The organism is Ruegeria sp. BE1 (assembly GCF_056538885.1).
Genome location: NZ_JBQFTY010000001.1, coordinates 1,000,081 through 1,018,230 on the forward strand (window position 1 = coordinate 1,000,081; position 18,150 = coordinate 1,018,230).

General features: G+C 58.9%; 19 protein-coding genes and 1 pseudogene. 9 read left to right on the forward strand and 11 right to left on the reverse strand.

The features are described from left to right. Positions 1-22: 22 nt before the first annotated feature. The 6 genes and pseudogenes from ACR0J5_RS04955 to cobA all read right to left on the reverse strand — a co-directional run. A complete protein-coding gene (locus tag ACR0J5_RS04955; protein ID WP_480650984.1) occupies positions 23-874 on the reverse strand; it encodes a ferredoxin--NADP reductase in 852 nt (283 codons plus the stop codon). A 111-nt stretch (positions 875-985) separates the two neighbouring features. Then, a complete protein-coding gene (locus tag ACR0J5_RS04960) occupies positions 986-1,393 on the reverse strand; it encodes a DUF934 domain-containing protein (RefSeq protein ID WP_480650986.1) in 408 nt (135 codons plus the stop codon). Then, complete coding sequence (locus tag ACR0J5_RS04965) at positions 1,390-2,151, reverse strand: phosphoadenylyl-sulfate reductase (RefSeq protein ID WP_480650988.1); 762 nt, start codon at positions 2,149-2,151, stop codon at positions 1,390-1,392. The genes ACR0J5_RS04960 and ACR0J5_RS04965 overlap by 4 nt, the downstream gene beginning before the upstream one ends. After that, the gene (locus ACR0J5_RS04970) at positions 2,141-3,805 is read right to left on the reverse strand and encodes a nitrite/sulfite reductase (protein WP_480650990.1); all 1,665 of its coding nucleotides are present in this window, start codon (positions 3,803-3,805) and stop codon (positions 2,141-2,143) included. The genes ACR0J5_RS04965 and ACR0J5_RS04970 overlap by 11 nt, the downstream gene beginning before the upstream one ends. 66 nt (positions 3,806-3,871) lie before the next feature. Further along, complete coding sequence (locus tag ACR0J5_RS04975; RefSeq protein ID WP_480650992.1) at positions 3,872-4,186, reverse strand: DUF2849 domain-containing protein; 315 nt, start codon at positions 4,184-4,186, stop codon at positions 3,872-3,874. Next, positions 4,186-4,932 (reverse strand): annotated as a pseudogene (gene cobA / locus ACR0J5_RS04980) (uroporphyrinogen-III C-methyltransferase); the annotation flags it as partial. The gene ACR0J5_RS04975 and the pseudogene cobA, both read right to left, overlap by 1 nt. Positions 4,933-5,102: 170 nt before the next feature. Here cobA and ACR0J5_RS04985 point away from each other — a divergent pair. Further along, the gene (locus tag ACR0J5_RS04985) at positions 5,103-5,582 is read left to right on the forward strand and encodes an Lrp/AsnC family transcriptional regulator (RefSeq protein ID WP_480650994.1); all 480 of its coding nucleotides are present in this window, start codon (positions 5,103-5,105) and stop codon (positions 5,580-5,582) included. A 1-nt stretch (position 5,583) separates the two neighbouring features. On the opposite strand, the gene ACR0J5_RS04990 is transcribed toward ACR0J5_RS04985, so the two are convergent. Then, a complete protein-coding gene (locus tag ACR0J5_RS04990; RefSeq protein WP_480651445.1) occupies positions 5,584-6,756 on the reverse strand; it encodes a cytochrome P450 in 1,173 nt (390 codons plus the stop codon). A gap of 47 nt (positions 6,757-6,803) precedes the next feature. On the opposite strand from ACR0J5_RS04990, the gene ACR0J5_RS04995 reads away from it, so the two are divergent. The 6 genes from ACR0J5_RS04995 to ACR0J5_RS05020 all read left to right on the forward strand — a co-directional run bounded on the left by ACR0J5_RS04995 (position 6,804) and on the right by ACR0J5_RS05020 (position 13,831). After that, entirely contained in the window at positions 6,804-8,537 is a 1,734-nt protein-coding gene (locus ACR0J5_RS04995) for a sensor histidine kinase (RefSeq protein WP_480650996.1), read from the forward strand. Further along, complete coding sequence (locus tag ACR0J5_RS05000) at positions 8,534-9,763, forward strand: sigma-54-dependent transcriptional regulator (RefSeq protein ID WP_480650998.1); 1,230 nt, start codon at positions 8,534-8,536, stop codon at positions 9,761-9,763. Before ACR0J5_RS04995 ends, ACR0J5_RS05000 begins: the two co-directional genes overlap by 4 nt. Positions 9,764-10,122: 359 nt before the next feature. Then, the gene (locus ACR0J5_RS05005; protein WP_480651000.1) at positions 10,123-11,124 is read left to right on the forward strand and encodes a DctP family TRAP transporter solute-binding subunit; all 1,002 of its coding nucleotides are present in this window, start codon (positions 10,123-10,125) and stop codon (positions 11,122-11,124) included. Between the two features lie 113 nt (positions 11,125-11,237). Continuing rightward, positions 11,238-11,915 carry a TRAP transporter small permease gene (locus tag ACR0J5_RS05010; RefSeq protein WP_480651002.1) on the forward strand — a complete coding sequence of 226 codons (678 nt, stop codon included), beginning with the start codon at positions 11,238-11,240 and terminating at the stop codon, positions 11,913-11,915. Further along, a complete protein-coding gene (locus tag ACR0J5_RS05015) occupies positions 11,915-13,291 on the forward strand; it encodes a TRAP transporter large permease (RefSeq protein ID WP_480651004.1) in 1,377 nt (458 codons plus the stop codon). Before ACR0J5_RS05010 ends, ACR0J5_RS05015 begins: the two co-directional genes overlap by 1 nt. Before the next feature lie 228 nt (positions 13,292-13,519). After that, positions 13,520-13,831, forward strand: a complete 312-nt coding sequence (locus ACR0J5_RS05020) for a DMT family transporter (protein WP_480651006.1) — start codon at positions 13,520-13,522, stop codon at positions 13,829-13,831. Between the two features lie 70 nt (positions 13,832-13,901). On the opposite strand, the gene ACR0J5_RS05025 is transcribed toward ACR0J5_RS05020, so the two are convergent. Together ACR0J5_RS05025 and tpiA are read right to left on the reverse strand one after the other, a co-directional pair. Further along, positions 13,902-14,816, reverse strand: coding sequence for an FkbM family methyltransferase (locus ACR0J5_RS05025; RefSeq protein WP_480651008.1), 915 nt, complete (start codon positions 14,814-14,816; stop codon positions 13,902-13,904). Between the two features lie 57 nt (positions 14,817-14,873). Continuing rightward, positions 14,874-15,623, reverse strand: coding sequence for a triose-phosphate isomerase (tpiA, locus tag ACR0J5_RS05030; protein WP_480651010.1), 750 nt, complete (start codon positions 15,621-15,623; stop codon positions 14,874-14,876). A gap of 125 nt (positions 15,624-15,748) precedes the next feature. Between tpiA and ACR0J5_RS05035 the strand changes: the two genes are divergently transcribed. Further along, positions 15,749-16,660 (forward strand): isopenicillin N synthase family dioxygenase, encoded by a 912-nt coding sequence (locus ACR0J5_RS05035; protein WP_480651012.1) that lies wholly within the window; start codon positions 15,749-15,751, stop codon positions 16,658-16,660. Here ACR0J5_RS05035 and ACR0J5_RS05040 read toward each other — a convergent pair. Beyond that, on the reverse strand, positions 16,657-17,016 hold the full coding sequence (locus ACR0J5_RS05040; protein WP_480651014.1) for a HesB/IscA family protein: 360 nt from the start codon (positions 17,014-17,016) through the stop codon (positions 16,657-16,659). The two genes, ACR0J5_RS05035 and ACR0J5_RS05040, sit on opposite strands and share 4 nt — an antisense overlap. 214 nt (positions 17,017-17,230) lie before the next feature. Here ACR0J5_RS05040 and ACR0J5_RS05045 point away from each other — a divergent pair, with 214 nt between their 5' ends. Continuing rightward, entirely contained in the window at positions 17,231-17,521 is a 291-nt protein-coding gene (locus ACR0J5_RS05045) for a hypothetical protein (protein WP_480651016.1), read from the forward strand. A 229-nt stretch (positions 17,522-17,750) separates the two neighbouring features. Here the strand turns inward: ACR0J5_RS05045 and ACR0J5_RS05050 are convergent, their stop codons facing one another. Beyond that, positions 17,751-18,113 carry an SUF system Fe-S cluster assembly protein gene (locus ACR0J5_RS05050; RefSeq protein WP_480651017.1) on the reverse strand — a complete coding sequence of 121 codons (363 nt, stop codon included), beginning with the start codon at positions 18,111-18,113 and terminating at the stop codon, positions 17,751-17,753. Positions 18,114-18,150 lie beyond the last annotated feature (37 nt).

Here is an 18,150-nt window from a genome sequence, read left to right on the forward strand (position 1 = left end):
TACCACGACCCGGGCGTGTAGATCAGCCGACAAAGGCCTTTTCGATGACGAATTCCTTGGGCTCGGAATTTGCACCTTCGCGCAGGCCGAACTCTTCCAGGATCGCTTTGATGTCCAGGTTGAAGGCCAACGAGCCACAGACCATCGCGCGGTCGGTTTCCGGCTTGATACCGCCTTCGATGCCCAGATCGGCAAAGACTGTTCCGTCTTTCAGCAGGTTGGTGATACGGCCCATCTTGGGGCTCTCTTCCCGCGTGGTGGTCGGGTAATAGCGGATCTTGTCGGCAAAACCTTCACCGATCAGCTCGGCCAGCAACTCATCCTGTCGGATGTCTTCGATCAACTGGCGACCGAATTCCAGCTCGGCCACTTCGCGGCAGGTATGGGTGATGATGACCTCATCGTAATCCTCATAGGTCTGCGGTTCGCGCAGCAACGAGGCAAAGGGCGCAAAGCCGGTGCCGGTGGCAAAGAACCACAGGCGTTTGCCCGGCAGCAGGGCATCATGCACCAATGTGCCAACGGGTTTGGGCCGCAGGATGATCTGATCACCGGGGTTGATGTGCTGCAGCTTGGATGTCAGCGGACCGTCCTGTACCTTGATCGAGTAGAATTCCAGCTCTTCGTCCCAGGACGGAGAGGCGATGGAATAAGCGCGCAACAGCGGCTTTTGCTTGCCGGTCTTTGGATCGGGATCGCCCATCAGGCCGATCATCACAAACTCACCCGAGCGGAACCGCAGCGTCGCGGGGCGCGTCACCTTGAAGGAAAAAAGGCTGTCGGTCCAGTGCTTGACCTCGGTCACGGTCTGGGCGTCCGGCAGTACGGGGGCCTTTACGGCGGTTGCTTCGGTCACGGGCTTCATCTCTGTCATCGTTGTCACAGCCGGTTGGGTAAACCGACATCTCCGTTTAATCTTTGATCCAAGTCAGGAAAAGGGGGCAGTTGCCCCCACGTCCTGTTTCACGGCTGGCGATAGGCGGACTTAGCCGCGCAGGCGGGCCTGATAGTTGTTGTCCTGCCAGTTCGAGCGCGCAAGCCACTGATCTTCGGGCTGACGCTGAGCAAGCGAGTCGTCGATCTCGATCTCATCAAAGCCGCTGCGGCGTGCCATGGCGTATTGGTCCGCCAGCACATGGCCACGGGCGCGCAGCCGCCCCTTGTAGCCTTTCAGGCGCAGGATGCGAGCGATGGTAAAGCCGCGCCCGTCCGCGGACGAGGGGAAATCCACACGCACCATCTGTGCGTTGCCCAGCCGGTCGACCAGCTCATCCGGGTCTGTGTCCGAGCTTACGTCCAGCGCGACCACATCATTTGCGGCGTCTTCCAGGGTGACGAACCCATCGGTCCAGTCATCAAGGCCAAAGCCTTCATCCGTTACGATTACACTCATGTTGTCTCTCCGGCGCGCACCATTTTGCCATCTACAAAATGAATGCCGCATTCTTCCTTGTTCTGATCGCGCCAGCGTCCGGCGCGAGGGTCTTCGCCCTCTTTGACCGGCGAAGTGCAGGGCGCACAGCCGATCGAAGGGTATCCTTTGGCCACCAGCGGATGCCGGGGCAGGTTGTTTTCTTCCATATAGGCGCGCACGTCTTCGGGCGCCCAGTGGGCCAGCGGGTTGACCTTGATCCGGCCTGTGCCGTCTTCAACCTCAAAGAACTCAAGCGCGGCGCGGGTGCCGGCCTGAAACCGCTTGCGCCCGGTGATCCAGCCGCAATACCCCGTCAGCGCCTTTTGCAACGGAAAGGTCTTGCGCAGGTTGCAGCAGGCATCCGTATCCCGCAGGCGCAATGCGCCATAGGGGTCTTCGCGCTGCACATCCTCATCCTCGGCGCGGATGATCTGCACGTTTTTCAGGCCCAGACGTTCGCTCATCTCTTGCTGGTACTCCAGCGTTTCGGTGAACAGCATCTGCGTGTCGACAAACAGCACCGGGGTCATCTTGTCGACCACGGCGGCCATATGCAGCAACACCACGGACTCGGCGCCAAAGCTTGAGACCAGCGCCAGCGCGTCGATCTCATCAATGGCACCATGCATGACATCATGCGCCGAGTGGTGCCGGAACCGGGCATTCAGCGCCTCGACCCGTTCGGTCAGCTCGCTACGGTCTTTGCCCAGTTCCGTCTGGATCAGATCAAGCGGCATTCGCCTGCGCCTCGGGGTAGAGGGCTGCTTTGAACGGAGCCATGCCAACACGGCGATAGGTCTGCAGGAACTCTTCCTCGGGGCTGTCGCGCTGTTCCAGATAGGTGTTCACGATCCGCTCGACCGCTGGAACAATCTCATCATAGGCAAAGCCCGGACCAGTGCGGTCGCCAATGGCTGCCGTTTCCGTGCCGTCACCGCCCAAAGTGATCTGGTAATTCTCGACGCCCGCGCGATCCAGTCCCAAGATGCCGATGTGACCCACATGGTGGTGACCACAGGCGTTGATGCAGCCCGAGATCTTGATCTTCAGGTGACCGATATCATGCTCCAGCTTCAGGTCGTCAAAGCGGTTCGCGATTTCCTGTGCAACCGGGATCGAACGGGCCGTCGCCAGCGCGCAATAATCCATGCCGGGGCAGGCGATGATGTCACTGATCAGGCCGATATTGGCGGTCGCCAACTCGTATTCTTTCAGCCTGGCGTGGATCGCGGGCAGGTCCGACTTGTGGACATGCGGCAGGATCACGTTCTGTTCGTGGCTGATGCGCAGTTCGTCATAGGCGAACTCTTCGGCCAGATCGGCCATCACGCGCATCTGTTCACCGGTTGCATCACCGGGCGTCGCGCCGTGTTTTTTGATCGAGATCGTGACAATCGCGTGGTCCGCATTCTTATGCGGCGCGATGTTGGTATCGACCCACGAGCGGAAGACCGGATCGTTGGTATAGGCACTTTCAAAAGACGCAACCGAGCCCTGACGGAAATCAGGTGCCGCGAAGTGGCCCTTGATCTCTTCCAGCAGGGCCATGTCCGCGCCTTTGAACTGCGGGCGGACCTGCAGGAAACGCTCGTTAACCTTGGCGCGAATGGTGTCAATGCCGTTCTCGTGGACGGTGATCTTGATGCGCGCTTTGTATTTGTTGTCGCGACGACCGATCTGGTTCCAGACGGACACAGTCGCTTCAAGATAAGCCAGCAGGTCGTCAAAGGCGACAAAATCGGACAGTTCTTTGCCGATCATCGGCGTACGTCCCAGACCACCGCCCACGATCACGCGGGCACCCAGAACGCCGTCGCGTTCAACCAGCTGCAGGCCGATATCGTGCGCCTTGATCACAGCGCGGTCATTTTCCGAACCGGTGATGGCGATCTTGAACTTACGCGGCATGAACTGGAATTCCGGGTGGTCGGTCGACCACTGGCGCAGCAGTTCGGCATAGGGGCGCGGATCGGCGACCTCATCTGCAGCGGCGCCGGCGAAATGGTCGGCGGTCACGTTGCGGATGGTGTTGCCCGAAGTCTGAATGGCGTGCATGCCAACCTCGGCCAGCGCGTCCAGCATATCCGGCACGTCTTTCAGTTTCGGCCAGTTGTACTGGATGTTCTGACGGGTGGTGAAATGGCCGTAACCTTTGTCCCACTTCTCGGCCAGCAGAGCCAGTTGGCGCATCTGCGCGCTGGACAGCGTGCCATAGGGGATCGCAACCCGCAGCATATAGGCGTGCAGCTGCAGATAAAGCCCGTTCATCAGGCGCAAGGGTTTGAATTCATCCTCGGTGAGCGAGCCGTCAATGCGGCGCTCGACCTGTGCGCGGAATTGTTTGTTGCGCTCTTCCAGGAATGCTGTGTCGAACTCGGAGTAGCGATACATGTCTAGCTGTCCTTAGTTGCAGCCCCGAAACCTTGGGGCCTTGAAGGGGAGAGAGAGGGCCGAAGATCAGGCCCGGGGCTGCGTTTCTGTTTCCTGCTTGCCATGGGCATAGTTGGACGGGCCGGTGCGGCGGAAGTCCTCGCGGAAATGGGTGGGTTCGGGACCGTTCTCGCCTGCGACGGCATCAGCCAGATAGGCGCCGACGATCTTGTTGGCCTGACGCGATGCATCCAGCAGACGAACCTGCGCGTGGGCCTCATCGGTGATCAGTTCGGCCTCGGCCAGCTCACGCGACCAGCGGTCGTCTTCGGTCAAGTAGATAACGTCGCCTTCCAGCAGGTCATTGGCGGTGACGACTTTGGGGGTAAAAGCGCGGGCCATCAGGCGTGCTCCTTCTTGAATTCGGTCAGGGCCTTGGCCGCTTGGCGCGGGGCGAGGCCATAAAAGGTCAGGGTTGGGCCGTCCATTTCGGCGGCGGACAAATCGTTGGGCAACTGGTCCAGTTTGGTCGCCAGAACGCGTTGATCGGGTCGCGAGGCGTTTTCGATCAGCGTCACGGGCGTGTCGCGATCCGCGCCGTGCATGATCAGACGGCCCTGAATGAATCGGGCGGATTTCTTGCCCATGTAAATCGCGGCCACCGACCCGTGGCGCGCCAGCGCGGCCCAATCGTGATCTGCAAAACCCTTCATGTCGTGGCCGGTCAGAAACCGCACCGAGGAATTGCGGCCCCGGCGTGTCAGGCTTTGACCAATGCCTGCGACAGCAGCCGAAGCAGCCGTGATTCCAGGCACGATCTGCCAGGGGATGCCAGCGGCATCGACCGCTTCGATCTCTTCATCCAGACGGCCAAATACGGTGGGATCACCCGACTTCAGGCGCACAACGCGGTGGCCCTTTGCGGCGTAGTCGACCAGCAGGGCGTCAATGTCTTCCTGCTTCCACGATGGCCCGAAGCCCGCCTTGCCGACATCGACCAGCCGGGCGGATTTACCGGCCAGTTCCAGAACCTCGGGGCTGATCAGGCGGTCATGCAGAACGACGTCAGCCCGCTCAAACGCGCGCAGCGCCTTGAGGGTCAGCAACTCCGGATCGCCCGGTCCCGCGCCGACAAAGTCGACATGGCCAGTGCCATCATGTGAATGCGTAAGCTGCATGGTTCGTTCCGCTTGTTTGACTTGACCTGCAATATAGGAAATATTCCCGGTATTGCGCCATACGGGCGCTTAAATAAGAACAAGCGTTCCGTCAATTCACGAAACTGGAACGCTGGTTTTGAAACGAAGGAAAAATTGGAATGTCGGTGCGGATTGATGACACGGATCGGAAAATTCTGGTTGAGCTACAGCGCGATGCCAGCCAATCGCTGGACGAAATAGCAGCCCGTGTCGGCAGTTCCAAGACCCCGGTTTGGAATCGCATACGCAAGCTGAAAGGGGCCGGAGTCATCGGCCAGCAGACCGTTCTGCTGGATGCCGAAGCGCTGGGATTTGAGGCGACATTCTTTGTGCTGATCCGCACCTCGGAACATGAGGCGGACTGGCAGCGAAAATTCCTTAAGGCCCTGCGGGATCGGCCCGAGGTGCAAGAGGCGCACCGGCTGGCGGGCGACATTGACTATATCCTAAAGGTCCGGGTCAAGAACGCGCGGGCCTATGATGAATTCTACCAGACCCTGATTTCAGAAGTGCGGGTGCATAACGTCACCGCCCTGTTGTCTATGGAAGAGATCAAGTCGACCACCATGTTGCCACTGACCGCGTTGATTGAAGGCTAGGTCACACCTGCACCATCAGGCGGGTCAGTCCGTGGAAATGGTAGGTGTTGGAATACTCCGGCGCGGCGCTCAGGCGCAGGTTGGGGCAACGGTCGAACAAGGCCGTCAGCGCGATCCGCATTTCCAGCCGTGCCAAGGGGGCACCAACACAGAAATGCAGGCCGCCGCCGAAACTGGTATTGGTGACGACAGGGCGGGCCGGATCGAACTTGTCCGGCTGTGCCCAGACCGCCGGGTCGCGGTTCGCGGCCCCCAGCAGCAGCGCAACCTCATCCCCGCGTTTGAATTTGTGACCGAAAGCCTCGACATCCTCATAGGCATAGCGGGTGAATATATGCAGTGGCGGGTCATAGCGCAGGATTTCTTCGACCAGACCGTCCGTTTCAAAGGGCGATGGATCAAGCCCCAGCTGCAGGATCGTTTTCACCCCGTTGGCCAGCGAATGCACCGTCGCCTCGTGCCCGGCATTCAACAGCAGGATACAGGTCGCGACCAGTTCATCGCGGGACAGTTTCTCGCCATCTTCCTCGGCGGCGATCAGCCTTGTGATCAGGTCGTCCTGCGGGTCCGTGCGGCGTTGCTCGATATAGCCGGTCAGAAATGCGGTGAAATCCTGCGACGCCGCCGCGGCGGCGTCTTCGGTCTGGCGCGTGCGGCTGGCCTGATACATGGCCACCATGGCGTGTGACCAGCGCAGCAGATCGGGTGACATCTCGGCCGGCACACCCAGAAGGCGGCAGATGGTGACCACGGGGACCTGAGTACAAAACGCATCCAACAGGTCAAACGGGTCCTGCGGGAATCGGTCGATCAGGCTGTGGCTGAGATCATGGATGAACGGCTCCAACGCGGTGATCGCGCGGGAGGTAAAGGCACGCATGACCAATGCGCGCAGGCGGGTGTGCCGGGGCGGCTCCGCCTCAAGCAGCGAATGCGCCTCAACCGCCAGCCACGGGGCCAGATGGGCGGGGCCGGGGCGCTGCATCTCGGCCGGGACCTCTCGGCCAAAGCGGCGGTCTTTCAACAATGCCTGAACGGCCCGATGCGACACGGCAGCGACTTTGCCGTAGTCCTCCCAATAGACAAGGTCCCCATGCGAGCGGGCGGCATCGTAGAACGGGTAGGGGTTTTGCACGAATTCCGGATCAACCGGAGACTGGAATACGGTCTTCATGCCGCGCAGACTTGCCATGCGGCGCGTCGAATGCAAGACCCTATGGTATGCAAAGGCTTTGGGTCATCCTTGGATTTCTGTTTGCCGTCGGGCTGTTGTCCGCAGGTGTCTGGTCTTATGGCTACCGGCAGGCGCTGTCTCAGCTGAGCGAAAAGGCCGAGGCCGACCTGGAACTGGCCGCCGACCGGCTGAGCACACAGATGCAGGTCTATCAGGAACTGGCCGTGCTGATGGCAAGTCACCCGGCCTTTACCGAACTGGCGTCCCCCGGCGGGCAAAAACAGGCGCGGGCCATTCTGCTGGATGTGGCGGACAAAACCGCTGCCGTGAACATGATGTATCTGGACCGATCCGGGCGCATTCTGGTGTCGGCACAACCGGTTGAGCAAAACGACATGGCCGCGCATCCGGCCTTTCAGCGTGCCATGCAGGGGGCGTTGGGCAACGCGCATGGGGTTCTTCCGATCAGCGGCAACCGTACCTATTCCTACGCAGCCCCGGCCTTTGACGAAACGGGGCGGGTAAAAGGCGCGCTGATGGTCGTGGCCGATGTGCAAGACGTCGAGCAAACATGGCGCGGCAGTACCGAGGCCGTGTTCTTTATCGACAGTGACGGGATTGTTTTCATCTCGAACCGGTCGGACCTGTTGTTCTGGCGGCGTGCCGAGGGCGAGTTGGGGTTATCCCCGCCCCAAGGGGGTAAGGTCGCGTTCTCCTCGACCTATGTTGGACCGCATGAATTGTGGCGGCTGAACTGGGGACGGTATCTGCCCAGCCGTGCCTTGCATCTGATGTTGGATCTGCCGGTGATCGACATGACGGCTGAGGTTTTGGTGGATGTCGCGCCCGCCCGCCGTCTGGCTGGGCTGCAGGCGGCGACCGTGGCGGCGATCTGTCTGGCCTTTGGTGCATTGCTGTTTCTGGCGACCGAGCGCCGACGCACGCTGACCCAGGCCAATGCGGTGCTGGAAAGCCGTGTTGCCAAGCGCACACGTGCTCTGACCGCGGCAAATACTGCTCTGCGCCGTGAGGTGCATGAGCGGCAAGAGGCTGAGACAGCCCTGAAACATGCGCAGGAAGAGTTGATCCAGGCCGGTAAACTCAGCGCTTTGGGGCAGATGTCGGCCGGCATCAGTCATGAACTGAACCAGCCGCTAATGGCGATCCGGCAATTTGCCGACAACGGAACCGCCTTTCTGTCGCGGGGACGCGAGGAAAAGGCGGCAGAAAACCTGACCCGGATCTCGGACATGGCGGCGCGGATGGCGCGGATCATCAAGAACCTGCGCGCCTTTGCCCGCAACGAAAGCGAGCCGATGGGCAAGGTCGATCTGGTGCAGGTGATCGACACCGCCGTGGAACTGACCGAGGCGCGGCTGAAGGACGAGGGCGTGGGGCTGGACTGGGAGCCTCCGCAAACGCCGGTCTATGCGTGGGGCGGTGAGGTCCGGTTGGTGCAGGTATTCGTGAACCTGATCAACAACGCCGCCGACGCCATGAGCCAGCAGGAGGATCGCCTGATCGAGATTGCGATTGAGGCAGGCGATATTCTGGCAGTGACCGTCCGCGATATTGGTCCGGGGATTGAGAACACCGAGAAACTGTTTGAACCTTTCTACACCACCAAGGCGGTGGGATCGTCCGAAGGTATGGGTCTGGGGCTTTCGATCTCATACGGGTTGGTTCAGAGTTTCGGGGGAAATATCCGGGGCACCAATGCCAAGACCGGAGCGGTGTTTACCGTGGAACTTGAATACTACCGGGAAGAAGACGTGGCATGACACGCAAAGTTCTGTTGGTCGATGACGATTCCGCCGTGCGCGAGGCGCTGGCCCAGACACTGGAACTGGCCGATTACCACCCGGTGACGGCGGGGTCTTTCGTTGCGGCCAAGGATCATATCCGGGCCGATTTTTCCGGGGTGATCGTCTCGGATATTCGGATGCCGGGCAGGGACGGATTTCACCTGCTGACCTATGCGCATGAGGTCGACCCCGAACTGCCGGTGATCCTGCTGACTGGCGAAGGGGACATACCGATGGCCGTGAAGGCCATGGGGCAGGGCGCATTTGATTTTCTGGAAAAGCCCTGTGCGGCAGCCGATCTGCTAGATGTTCTGGGTAAGGCGTTCACGGCGCGCGATCAGGTTCTGGAACAGCGCGCGTTGAAACACGAACTGGAACGCGGAGACCCCGCCGCGCGGCTGTTGTTCGGGTTGTCGCCGCAGGCCGAAGCCCTGCGCGAACGCGTGCGGACCGTAGCCCCAACCGGGATTGAGGTTCTGGTCACCGGGCCCGCAGGCAGCGGTATATCCAAGGTCGCCGAAGTGGTGCATCTGATGTCGCCGCAGGGGCAGGGGCCGTTTGTCAAAAGACCCTCATCCGGGCTGACGCCGGATGCTTTGTTGCAGGTCTGTGAAGATGCGGCAGGCGGGTCTTTGTTTCTGGACGAAATCTCGGCCATGCCTGAGGCCACGCAATTTGCGGTGCTTGAGGTGTTGGAACAGGGCCCGGATGTGCGGATTCTGGCGGGATCGACCGCGGATTTGGGTGCCTTGTCCGCCGAAGGCCGTTTTCATGCTGAACTGTTTTACCGACTGGACGTGATGCGGGTGCGCATCCCATCGCTGGCGGAACGTCCCGAGGATATTCCGGTGATCTTTCGCCACTATGTCGCTCAGGCCGCAGAGCAGGCTGGAATTGCCGAACCTGAGATCTCTTCGGAATATCTGGCGTCTCTGATGGCCAGTGATTGGCCGGGTAATGCGCGGTCTCTGATGTCAGCCGCGATGCGGTTTGTCTTGGGTATGCCCGAAGAGGTTGCCCAGGCCACTGATCTGGGGCTGAGCGAGCAGATGGCGCGGGTGGAACGGTCCTTGCTGATCGCCGCGCTGGGGCGGCACAATGGCAAAGCGTCGGACGCGGCCAAGGCTTTGAAACTGCCGCGCAAGACCTTTTACGACAAGCTGGCGCGCTATCAAATTCGCCCCGAGGATTACCGCCGGTAGCCGCTGGCTCTCCCGCCCCCTTTGGCCGCATTTGCATGCGTTCAAAGGCGTTGGGCCGGGCAGCCCGCTGGCGCGGGCTGCAGTTGCGCTGTGTGATTCCCAGAGCTGATTCGAGAAGAGTGCGGAAATCCGCACAAGGGCCATTGCGCCTGTGCGAATTTCCGCACAACGCGTTTTGGTGTTAATTCCTGCATTTGGTGTGGTTGTTTTAAGTATCAGATAATATGCGGAAAAATAGATTCCTTCTGTGCCCTTAACAAATTATTGAGCCGCGCCAGTTGATTCGGTTCACTGCAGCCCATGCGGCACTGAAGGGGTGTCGACTCGATTGTTTGAGGAAGTCTGGGAGGAAGAGACTGATGAAAATCCTGACAACGGCTGCAACGGCCTTGGCGCTGACTGTTACTGCAACAGCAGGGATGGCTGCCTGTGACGATGGTGAAATCGTCGTAAAATTCGCGCATGTGACCAACACCGATAAACACCCAAAGGGGATCGCCGCATCGCTGCTGGAGCAGCGCGTGAATGATGAGATGAACGGTGTGATGTGCGTTGAGGTCTACCCGAACTCGACCCTCTATAACGACGACAAGGTTCTTGAGGCGATGCTGCAGGGTGACGTGCAACTGGCCGCGCCGTCGCTGTCGAAGTTTGAGAAGTTCACCAAGCAATTCCGCCTGTTCGACCTGCCGTTCATGTTCAAGAATATCGATGCCGTGGACGCATTCCAGGCATCGGACCAAGGCCAGGCAATGAAAGACAGCATGCAGCGCCGCGGCCTGCAGGGCCTGGCGTTCTGGCACAATGGCATGAAGCAGATGTCGGCGAATCAGCCTTTGGTTGATCCCTCGGATGCGGATGGCCTGAAATTCCGCGTTCAGTCCTCGGACGTTCTGGTGGCGCAGATGGAAGCCATCGGTGGCAGCCCGCAGAAAATGGCCTTCTCAGAAGTTTATGGCGCGCTGCAGCAGGGCGTTGTGGACGGGCAGGAGAACACCTGGTCGAACATCTACGGCAAGAAGTTCTTTGAGGTGCAGGACGGCATCACCGAGACCAACCACGGCATCATCGACTATCTGGTCGTGACCTCGGTCGATTGGTTGGACAGCCTTGATCCGGAGGTCCGCGATCAGTTCCTGACCATTCTGTCTGAGGTCACCGAGACCCGGAACAAAGAAGCCTTTGCCGTGAACGAAGCGGCCAAAGCCTCGATCACCGATGCGGGCGGCATCATCCGCGAACTGAACCCCGAACAGCGTCAGGCCTGGGTTGATGCGATGAAGCCCGTTTGGGACAAGTTCGCCGACGACGTTGGTCAGGACAAGATCGACGCCGCTCAGGCCATCAACGCCGGGTTCTGATCCCGGTTCAGCCCGCGCGTCTTGGGGCTGGGGAGTTACCGACGCGTAGGCCGGGCGGGCCAAACACAGGCCCGCCCCCATTCTTCTCATCACAAAAATATGGGGACAGAGAGATGTCTGGTGCGAAACCCGGCCAAGGCGGGCTGGTCGACCATATCGAAGAAACCCTGATCGCATTGCTGCTGGGCCTTATGACGGCCGTGACCTTTGCCAATGTGATCGCGCGTTTTTTCTTTAATTCCAATATTCTGTGGGCGCTTGAACTGACCGTGTTCATGTTCGGCTGGCTTGTGTTGCTGGGCGCGTCTTATGCGGTCAAGAAACACGCGCATCTGGGGGTGGATGCGATCCTGAACATGCTGCCCACGGCACCGCGCCGCGTTTTGGCGCTGATTGCTGTGGCGTGCTGTCTGGTGTTCTCGCTGTTACTGCTGAAGGGCTCATACGACTACTGGGCCGTGTTCGCGGACCTGCCGCCCACCTCGGGTCGCTGGTTCCCCACGGGGTTCAATGTCGATGCGCGCAGCCAGAGTTTCTATGAGGTCGACGACATCCCAATGGTCGCGCCGCTGCGCTTTCTGGAAGACATGATCAACTATGGCGAAGGCTACGAGAAACTGCCCAAGGTGGTGCCGTATCTGGTGTTGCCGGTTTCGATGCTGCTGATGGTGATCCGGTTCGCGCAGGTCGCCGTTCAGATCTGGCGCGGCGAAGCCGACCGCCTTGTCGCCAGCCACGAAGTCGAGGACGAGATTGAAGAAGTCCGCGCACAACAAGGGGTGCATGACTAATGGACGTTGTTCTTCTTTTCTCAATGGTCATCGGCCTGCTGCTGATCGGTGTTCCGATTGCGGTGGCGCTTGGCCTCAGCTCGACCCTGTTCCTGCTGATCTATTCCGACAGCTCTCTGGCCTCGGTTGCGGGTACATTGTTCGAGGCGTTCGAGGGGCACTTTACCCTGCTGGCGATCCCGTTCTTTATCCTTGCGTCGTCCTTCATGACGACCGGTGGGGTGGCGCGTCGGATCATCCGGTTCTCGATTGCCTGTGTGGGGCATCTGCCGGGCGGTCTGGCGATTGCGGGCGTGTTCGCCTGTATGCTGTTTGCTGCGCTGTCGGGGTCATCCCCGGCGACCGTTGTGGCCATCGGTTCGATTGTGATCGCGGGTATGCGTCAGGTGGGTTATTCCAAGGAATTCGCCGCGGGTGTGATCTGTAACGCCGGTACGCTGGGCATCCTGATCCCGCCCTCAATCGTGATGGTCGTCTACGCCGCCGCTGTTGAGGTCTCGGTCGGACGCATGTTCCTGGCCGGTGTCATTCCGGGTTTGATGGCCGGTCTGATGCTGATGGTCACGATCTACATCATGGCCAAGGTCAAGAACCTGCCCAAAGGCGAATGGAAAGGGTGGGGCGAAATCTTTACCTCGGCCCGCGAGGCCGGTTGGGGTCTGTTCCTGATCGTGATCATTCTGGGCGGTATCTACGGCGGCATCTTTACCCCGACCGAGGCCGCTGCGGTGGCTGCTGTCTATGCGTTCTTCATCGCCAGCTTTGTCTATAAAGACATGGGTCCGCTCAGCACCGAAGAGGGTGTGCAGAACCTGCCATTGATGAAAAAGCCCTATGCACTGCTGACGGCGTTTTTCCATCCCGACACCAAACACACGCTGTTTGAGGCGGGTAAGCTGACCGTCACGCTGCTGTTCGTGATCGCCAACGCGCTGATCCTGAAGCATGTGCTGACCGATGAGCAGGTGCCGCAGCACATCGCCAACGCCATGCTGTCAGCGGGTCTGGGTCCGGTGACCTTCTTGATTGTGGTCAACGTGATCCTGCTGATCGGTGGTCAGTTCATGGAGCCTTCGGGCCTGCTGGTGATCGTGGCGCCCTTGGTGTTCCCGATTGCCATCGAGCTGGGCATCGATCCGATCCATCTGGGCATCATCATGGTGGTGAATATGGAGATCGGGATGATCACACCTCCGGTCGGGCTGAACCTGTTCGTGACCTCGGGCGTTGCGGGCATGCCGATGATGGGTGTGGTCAAGGCGGCGCTGCCGTTCCTGGCGGTGCTGTTCGTCTTCCTGATCATGGTGACGTATATCCCGTGGATATCGACCTTCCTGCCCAATACCTTCATGGGCCCGGAAATCGTGACCAATTAGCGAGTTACATATAGTGCTGGTAAAGCCGGGCCCTGATCAGGGCCCGGCTGTTTTCGTTTCTTCCAACGTGTTTTATACCTGCCGACCGTGGCCAAAGCCTTGATCAGAATTAGGTAGACGTCCTGCGGTTGAAACGGGGTTTGGAATGCTTAGATCAGGTAGCAGAGGACGACCTCCCCGCAACGGGTGATCACTCGGGACGACCCGAGCAAGGTTTGAGGTGTCCCAATGCCCTGGATTTTTCTTCTCTTTGCTGGCCTGCTGGAAATTGTGTGGGCCGTCGCCATGAAACAATCGGCCGGTTTCACGCGCATGTGGCCTACGGCGGTGATGGGTGTGTCGATGATTGGCTCATTCGCACTGTTGGCCATGGCGATGCGTACGCTGCCGCTGGGAACAGCCTATGTCATCTGGACCGGGATCGGCGCGGTCGGAGCCTTTGCCGTTGGCGCGATGTTTCTGGGCGAGGCGATCACCCCATTGCGGGTGTTTGCGGCCGTTCTGATCGTATCAGGGCTTGTCGCGATGAAGATTGCCTGAGGTCATGACGACGCCACCCCCTAAGGAGGGTTGGGCCGAGACGTGGGCCTAACCTTGGTTGCGCAAGTCGTCACTTTTTTCCAAACAGACGGGCAAGACTGCGTTTTTTGCGAACTGGCGCTTCCGCAGGAGCAGCCTCTTGCGGAGGTTCTTCCGTTTTTTCTGGCGCGGGCTTTTTGTCACCTGGCTGGTAATTGTGCCATTTGTCGATTGAAAATCCGCCCTTCAATACATCGGTGAAATGAGGCGGGGCGTAAGCAGGATTCACAAACACAAGATCAACTTGCCACATATAGCCGTCGTAGTAAGAGAAATCGATAATATCCAGCAGCTCAAACCCGGCGGCCAGCATCAACTGGATCCGTCTGGCAATTGTGATCCGGGGTGCTTCGAGGATCAGAACAGAACAGTTTTTGAGAGCCTCCTGCGCGCCCTCAAGGATCATCTCTTCGGCTCCGTCCACGTCGATCTTCAGCAGAAACGGAGCCGCCGGTTTTTCATTGGCGACGAACGTGTCCAGTTTCAGCGTAGGAACTGTGCGCAATGACTTGGTAGGCGATTCTTCCTTGGCAAAGCGCGCATGTGTGACGTCGTGCCCATCCATAACGGTCGATACGGTTAGTTCTGCCGTTCCATCCGAATTGGACACAGCAACTTTGTTCAGTTCGTAATCGATGCCAGCTTTGGTGTAGATTCTCTCGATCGCTTCGAAGTGTTCTTCAATAGGTTCAAACAGATGATGCTTTTTGTCCCGAAAAGCAGCCATCAACTCATGCGTGCCGAAATGGATACCGACATCCAAAACACACTCGATTGGAAACTCGGCGTCACGCAGATGCGCGAGGAGCGAGGGCTTGTTTGGGTGGCGCTGACTACTTTGCATGTCATTCCTGAAATTGGCACAATTTAATTGGTTCGGATTGACGCGCGTCTTTCGAATGTTGAGCTTGCCTGCGCGATCAATGCCGGGCGATTGTTCGATCAAAGGTCTGGGGAATACAACCTGTTCTTTTCCCGCGCGACAAACTCAGTCAGTTCACGCCTATGCGGTTTCCAGCGCTTTTATGATGCCGGAAAAATCTGCCGCCTTCAGGCTGGCCCCGCCAACAAGGGCGCCATCCACGTTTGACACGGCGAAAATCTCAGCTGCGTTTGAAGGCTTCACCGAGCCACCATAGAGCAATCGCACCGAACGCCCCACACCTTCGCCAAAGCGGCGTTCCAGACGGGCGCGGATAAAGTCGTGGACCTCTCCGATTTCGTTCAGGGTGGGCACCTTGCCTGTGCCAATGGCCCAGATCGGTTCATAGGCGACAATCAGGTTCTCGCCGGTCGATTGATCGGGGATCGAACCTGACATTTGACCGCCGATAATGTCCAGCGTGTTTGCGGCCTCGCGCTGTTCCAGGCTTTCGCCGACACAGATGATGGCTTTCAGTCCGGCATCCATCGCGGCCCGTGCCTTGGCGCGGATGTCCTCGTTTTGCTCATCATGATCTTCGCGCCGCTCAGAATGGCCCAAAATGACCGATGTCGCTCCGGCATCCAGCAGCATGTCGGCGCTGATATCGCCTGTATGCGCACCCGCGCTTGCCGCATGGCAATCCTGACCGCCGACAGTGATCCCGGTGCCAGCGGTCACAGTAGCCGCGCGGTGCAGCAACGTGGCAGGCGGGCAGATCAACACGTCCACATCGGGCGAGGGGAATGCGTCGGCCAGGGCTTGCAGCTCGCTCAGCGATTCTGTGGTTCCATTCATCTTCCAGTTGCCAGCCGCCAGCTTGCGCCGCATATCAAATCCCCCGTGAAATATCACTGTTCTGCTGCCCCGGATAGCATTGCCAGACCGGGGTGACAATTCCGGTTGCAGCGCCCTGCAATAAACGGCAGTTTGCGCGCGCAGAAAGGAATGCCCCTATGATCGATAATCTTGACCTGAAGAAACTGGATCAACGCGACCCGGATGAGCTGAGCAAGCTGCTGCATGCGGTCGGTCAGATCGGGTTCCTCACCGTCTCGAATACGGGCCTGGAGGCGGATCGGATCCAGCAAGTGATCGCGATGTATCGCGCCTTTTTCCAGTTGCCGGCCTCCCAAAAGGCAAGCGTCGACATGGCTGCAACCGGTTCGAACCGGGGGTGGGGGGCATCGCAATCCGAGCAGGTCGATCCCAATGCAAACCCGGATTACAAAGAGGTGTTCGATTGCGGGTATGAGCTACCGGCAAACAGCCCTTATGCGGGGTCCAATCTGGGTGTCTATGCCCCCAATCAGTGGCCCGATACGCCCGCGCAGTTCAAACAGACGATACAGGCGTATTACACAGACGCCTGCGCGGTTGCGATGCGTGTTCTTAGGGCGATCGCCGTTGCACTGGGGCGGCCGGAAAACAGCTTTGATGCGGCGTTCGGTACACCGATGGCGCTGCTGCGCGGCAATTACTATCCCAAGCGGCCTGCCTGGGCGGGCGAGAGCGATTTTGGGATCGGGGCGCACACGGATTATGGCTGTTTGACCCTGCTGGCAACGGACGGAACTTCGGGGCTCGAAGTGCGTATGCCTGATAACTCATGGGAGATGGTGCAGACCAAGCCGGGCACGTTTGTCATCAACTTCGGGGAAATGCTGGAGTTCTGGACGGCAGGCCGGGTCAAGGCCACGCTGCACCGTGTGGTTGGAGATTCACAAGAGCGGCTGTCGGTGCCGCTGTTTTTCAACCCGTCTTACGACACCAATGTCGCGCCGCCGGACTCGGTTCAAAACATCACCGCAGGCGACCACCTGACCCGTCGGTACAATGAGACCTATGTGCACCTTCAAACGGCTTAAGGGGCGAGATTTTCGTCGAACTTAATGGATTCACCGCAACCGCAGGCGTCAACGACATTGGGGTTGCGGAACTTGAAGCCGGATTCCAGCAGGGATACTTCGTAGTCGATTTCAGTGCCGAACAGGAACATCTGTGCCATCGGGGCGATGATGACACGGGCACCATCCTGTTCGACGACCTCATCGTGGGTGTCTACCTGATCAACGTAGTCCATGGTGTATTCCATGCCCGCGCATCCGCCTTTTTTGACGCCGATGCGTAGGCCAGCATGGCCGCCGGTTTCCATCAGGCGCACGATCTGCTGCGCCGCCTTGGATGTCATGGTGACTGCCTGTTTGCCGGGAATGCCAAACATTGTGTTCTCCGTTGTCGCGCGTAACCTATAACTTAGTGCTGACGGGGCGCTGGCTCAAGACATAGCAGCTATGCTGACCTGACTTTTCCTACCGATTGTGAATGTCACTTGCCTTTTGGCAGAAGCTGGACTTTGCTGCTGTCACAGTATTTTGGCAGGTCGAGGCAAGGTGAGCAATATGAGAAATCCGACAAAATTGTTTAAATGCATAGTGTTGGCGTCTGTACTTGGCGTAACCGCAGGCGCTGGTATGGCCGAAGACAAGCCGAAAACGCATCCTGTGAACTGCAACACGGCCGAGGGCGACTTGCGCGCAATTGCAGCCGAAAAGAAACACGCACAGGACCAACAGGTTGAAAGCGTTGCGGCGATTACCCCGGCGGGGGCGCTGTTGGGGCTGATTACCGGAACCGAGAACAAGAGACTGTCTATGCTGAAAGGTGACTACGTCAAAGCACTGGATGAACGGGCAGCGGAAATCAAAACCAAGTGCGGCGTTCAGTAAGCTGCTGATGCGGCAATGAAAAAGACCGCTCTCGGGCAAGAGCGGTCTATATTTTCAATATGTGTCCCGAACTCGGGTATTGGGGAGGGTACCGTTCGGGTTTGTACAGCGTGCTCAATGGGATGCGAGCTGTGACGCACCGGGACTATGATTGGGATGCGTAACGGATTTCCAACAGGCACGTGACAGAAAAATAAACCTTTTGCGACACAGGGTTGTGGCGCGCGGTTTACATAAAGCCCAGCTCCAGACGGGCTTCGTCCGACATCATCTCCATCCCCCAGGGCGGTTCCCATGTCAGTTCCACGTCGACCTCTTTGACCCCGGCGACAGGTTCAATCGCCTCAACGATCCAGCCAGGCATTTCACCAGCGACCGGGCAACCCGGTGCTGTCAGGGTCATGATCACCTTGACCGCGTTTTCCTGAGAAATCTCAATCGTGTAGATCAGGCCCAGATCGTAGATATTCACAGGAATTTCGGGGTCAAAAATGGTCCGGCAGGCTTCGACCACCGAGTCGTACAGGGGATGCTCGATAGACGAAGGCGCGATCAGCGGCGTGCCTTCCAGATGTTCGCTCGGATGAGTCATGCGGGCCTCGGGTCAGTTTCTGAGCATTTATATAGGG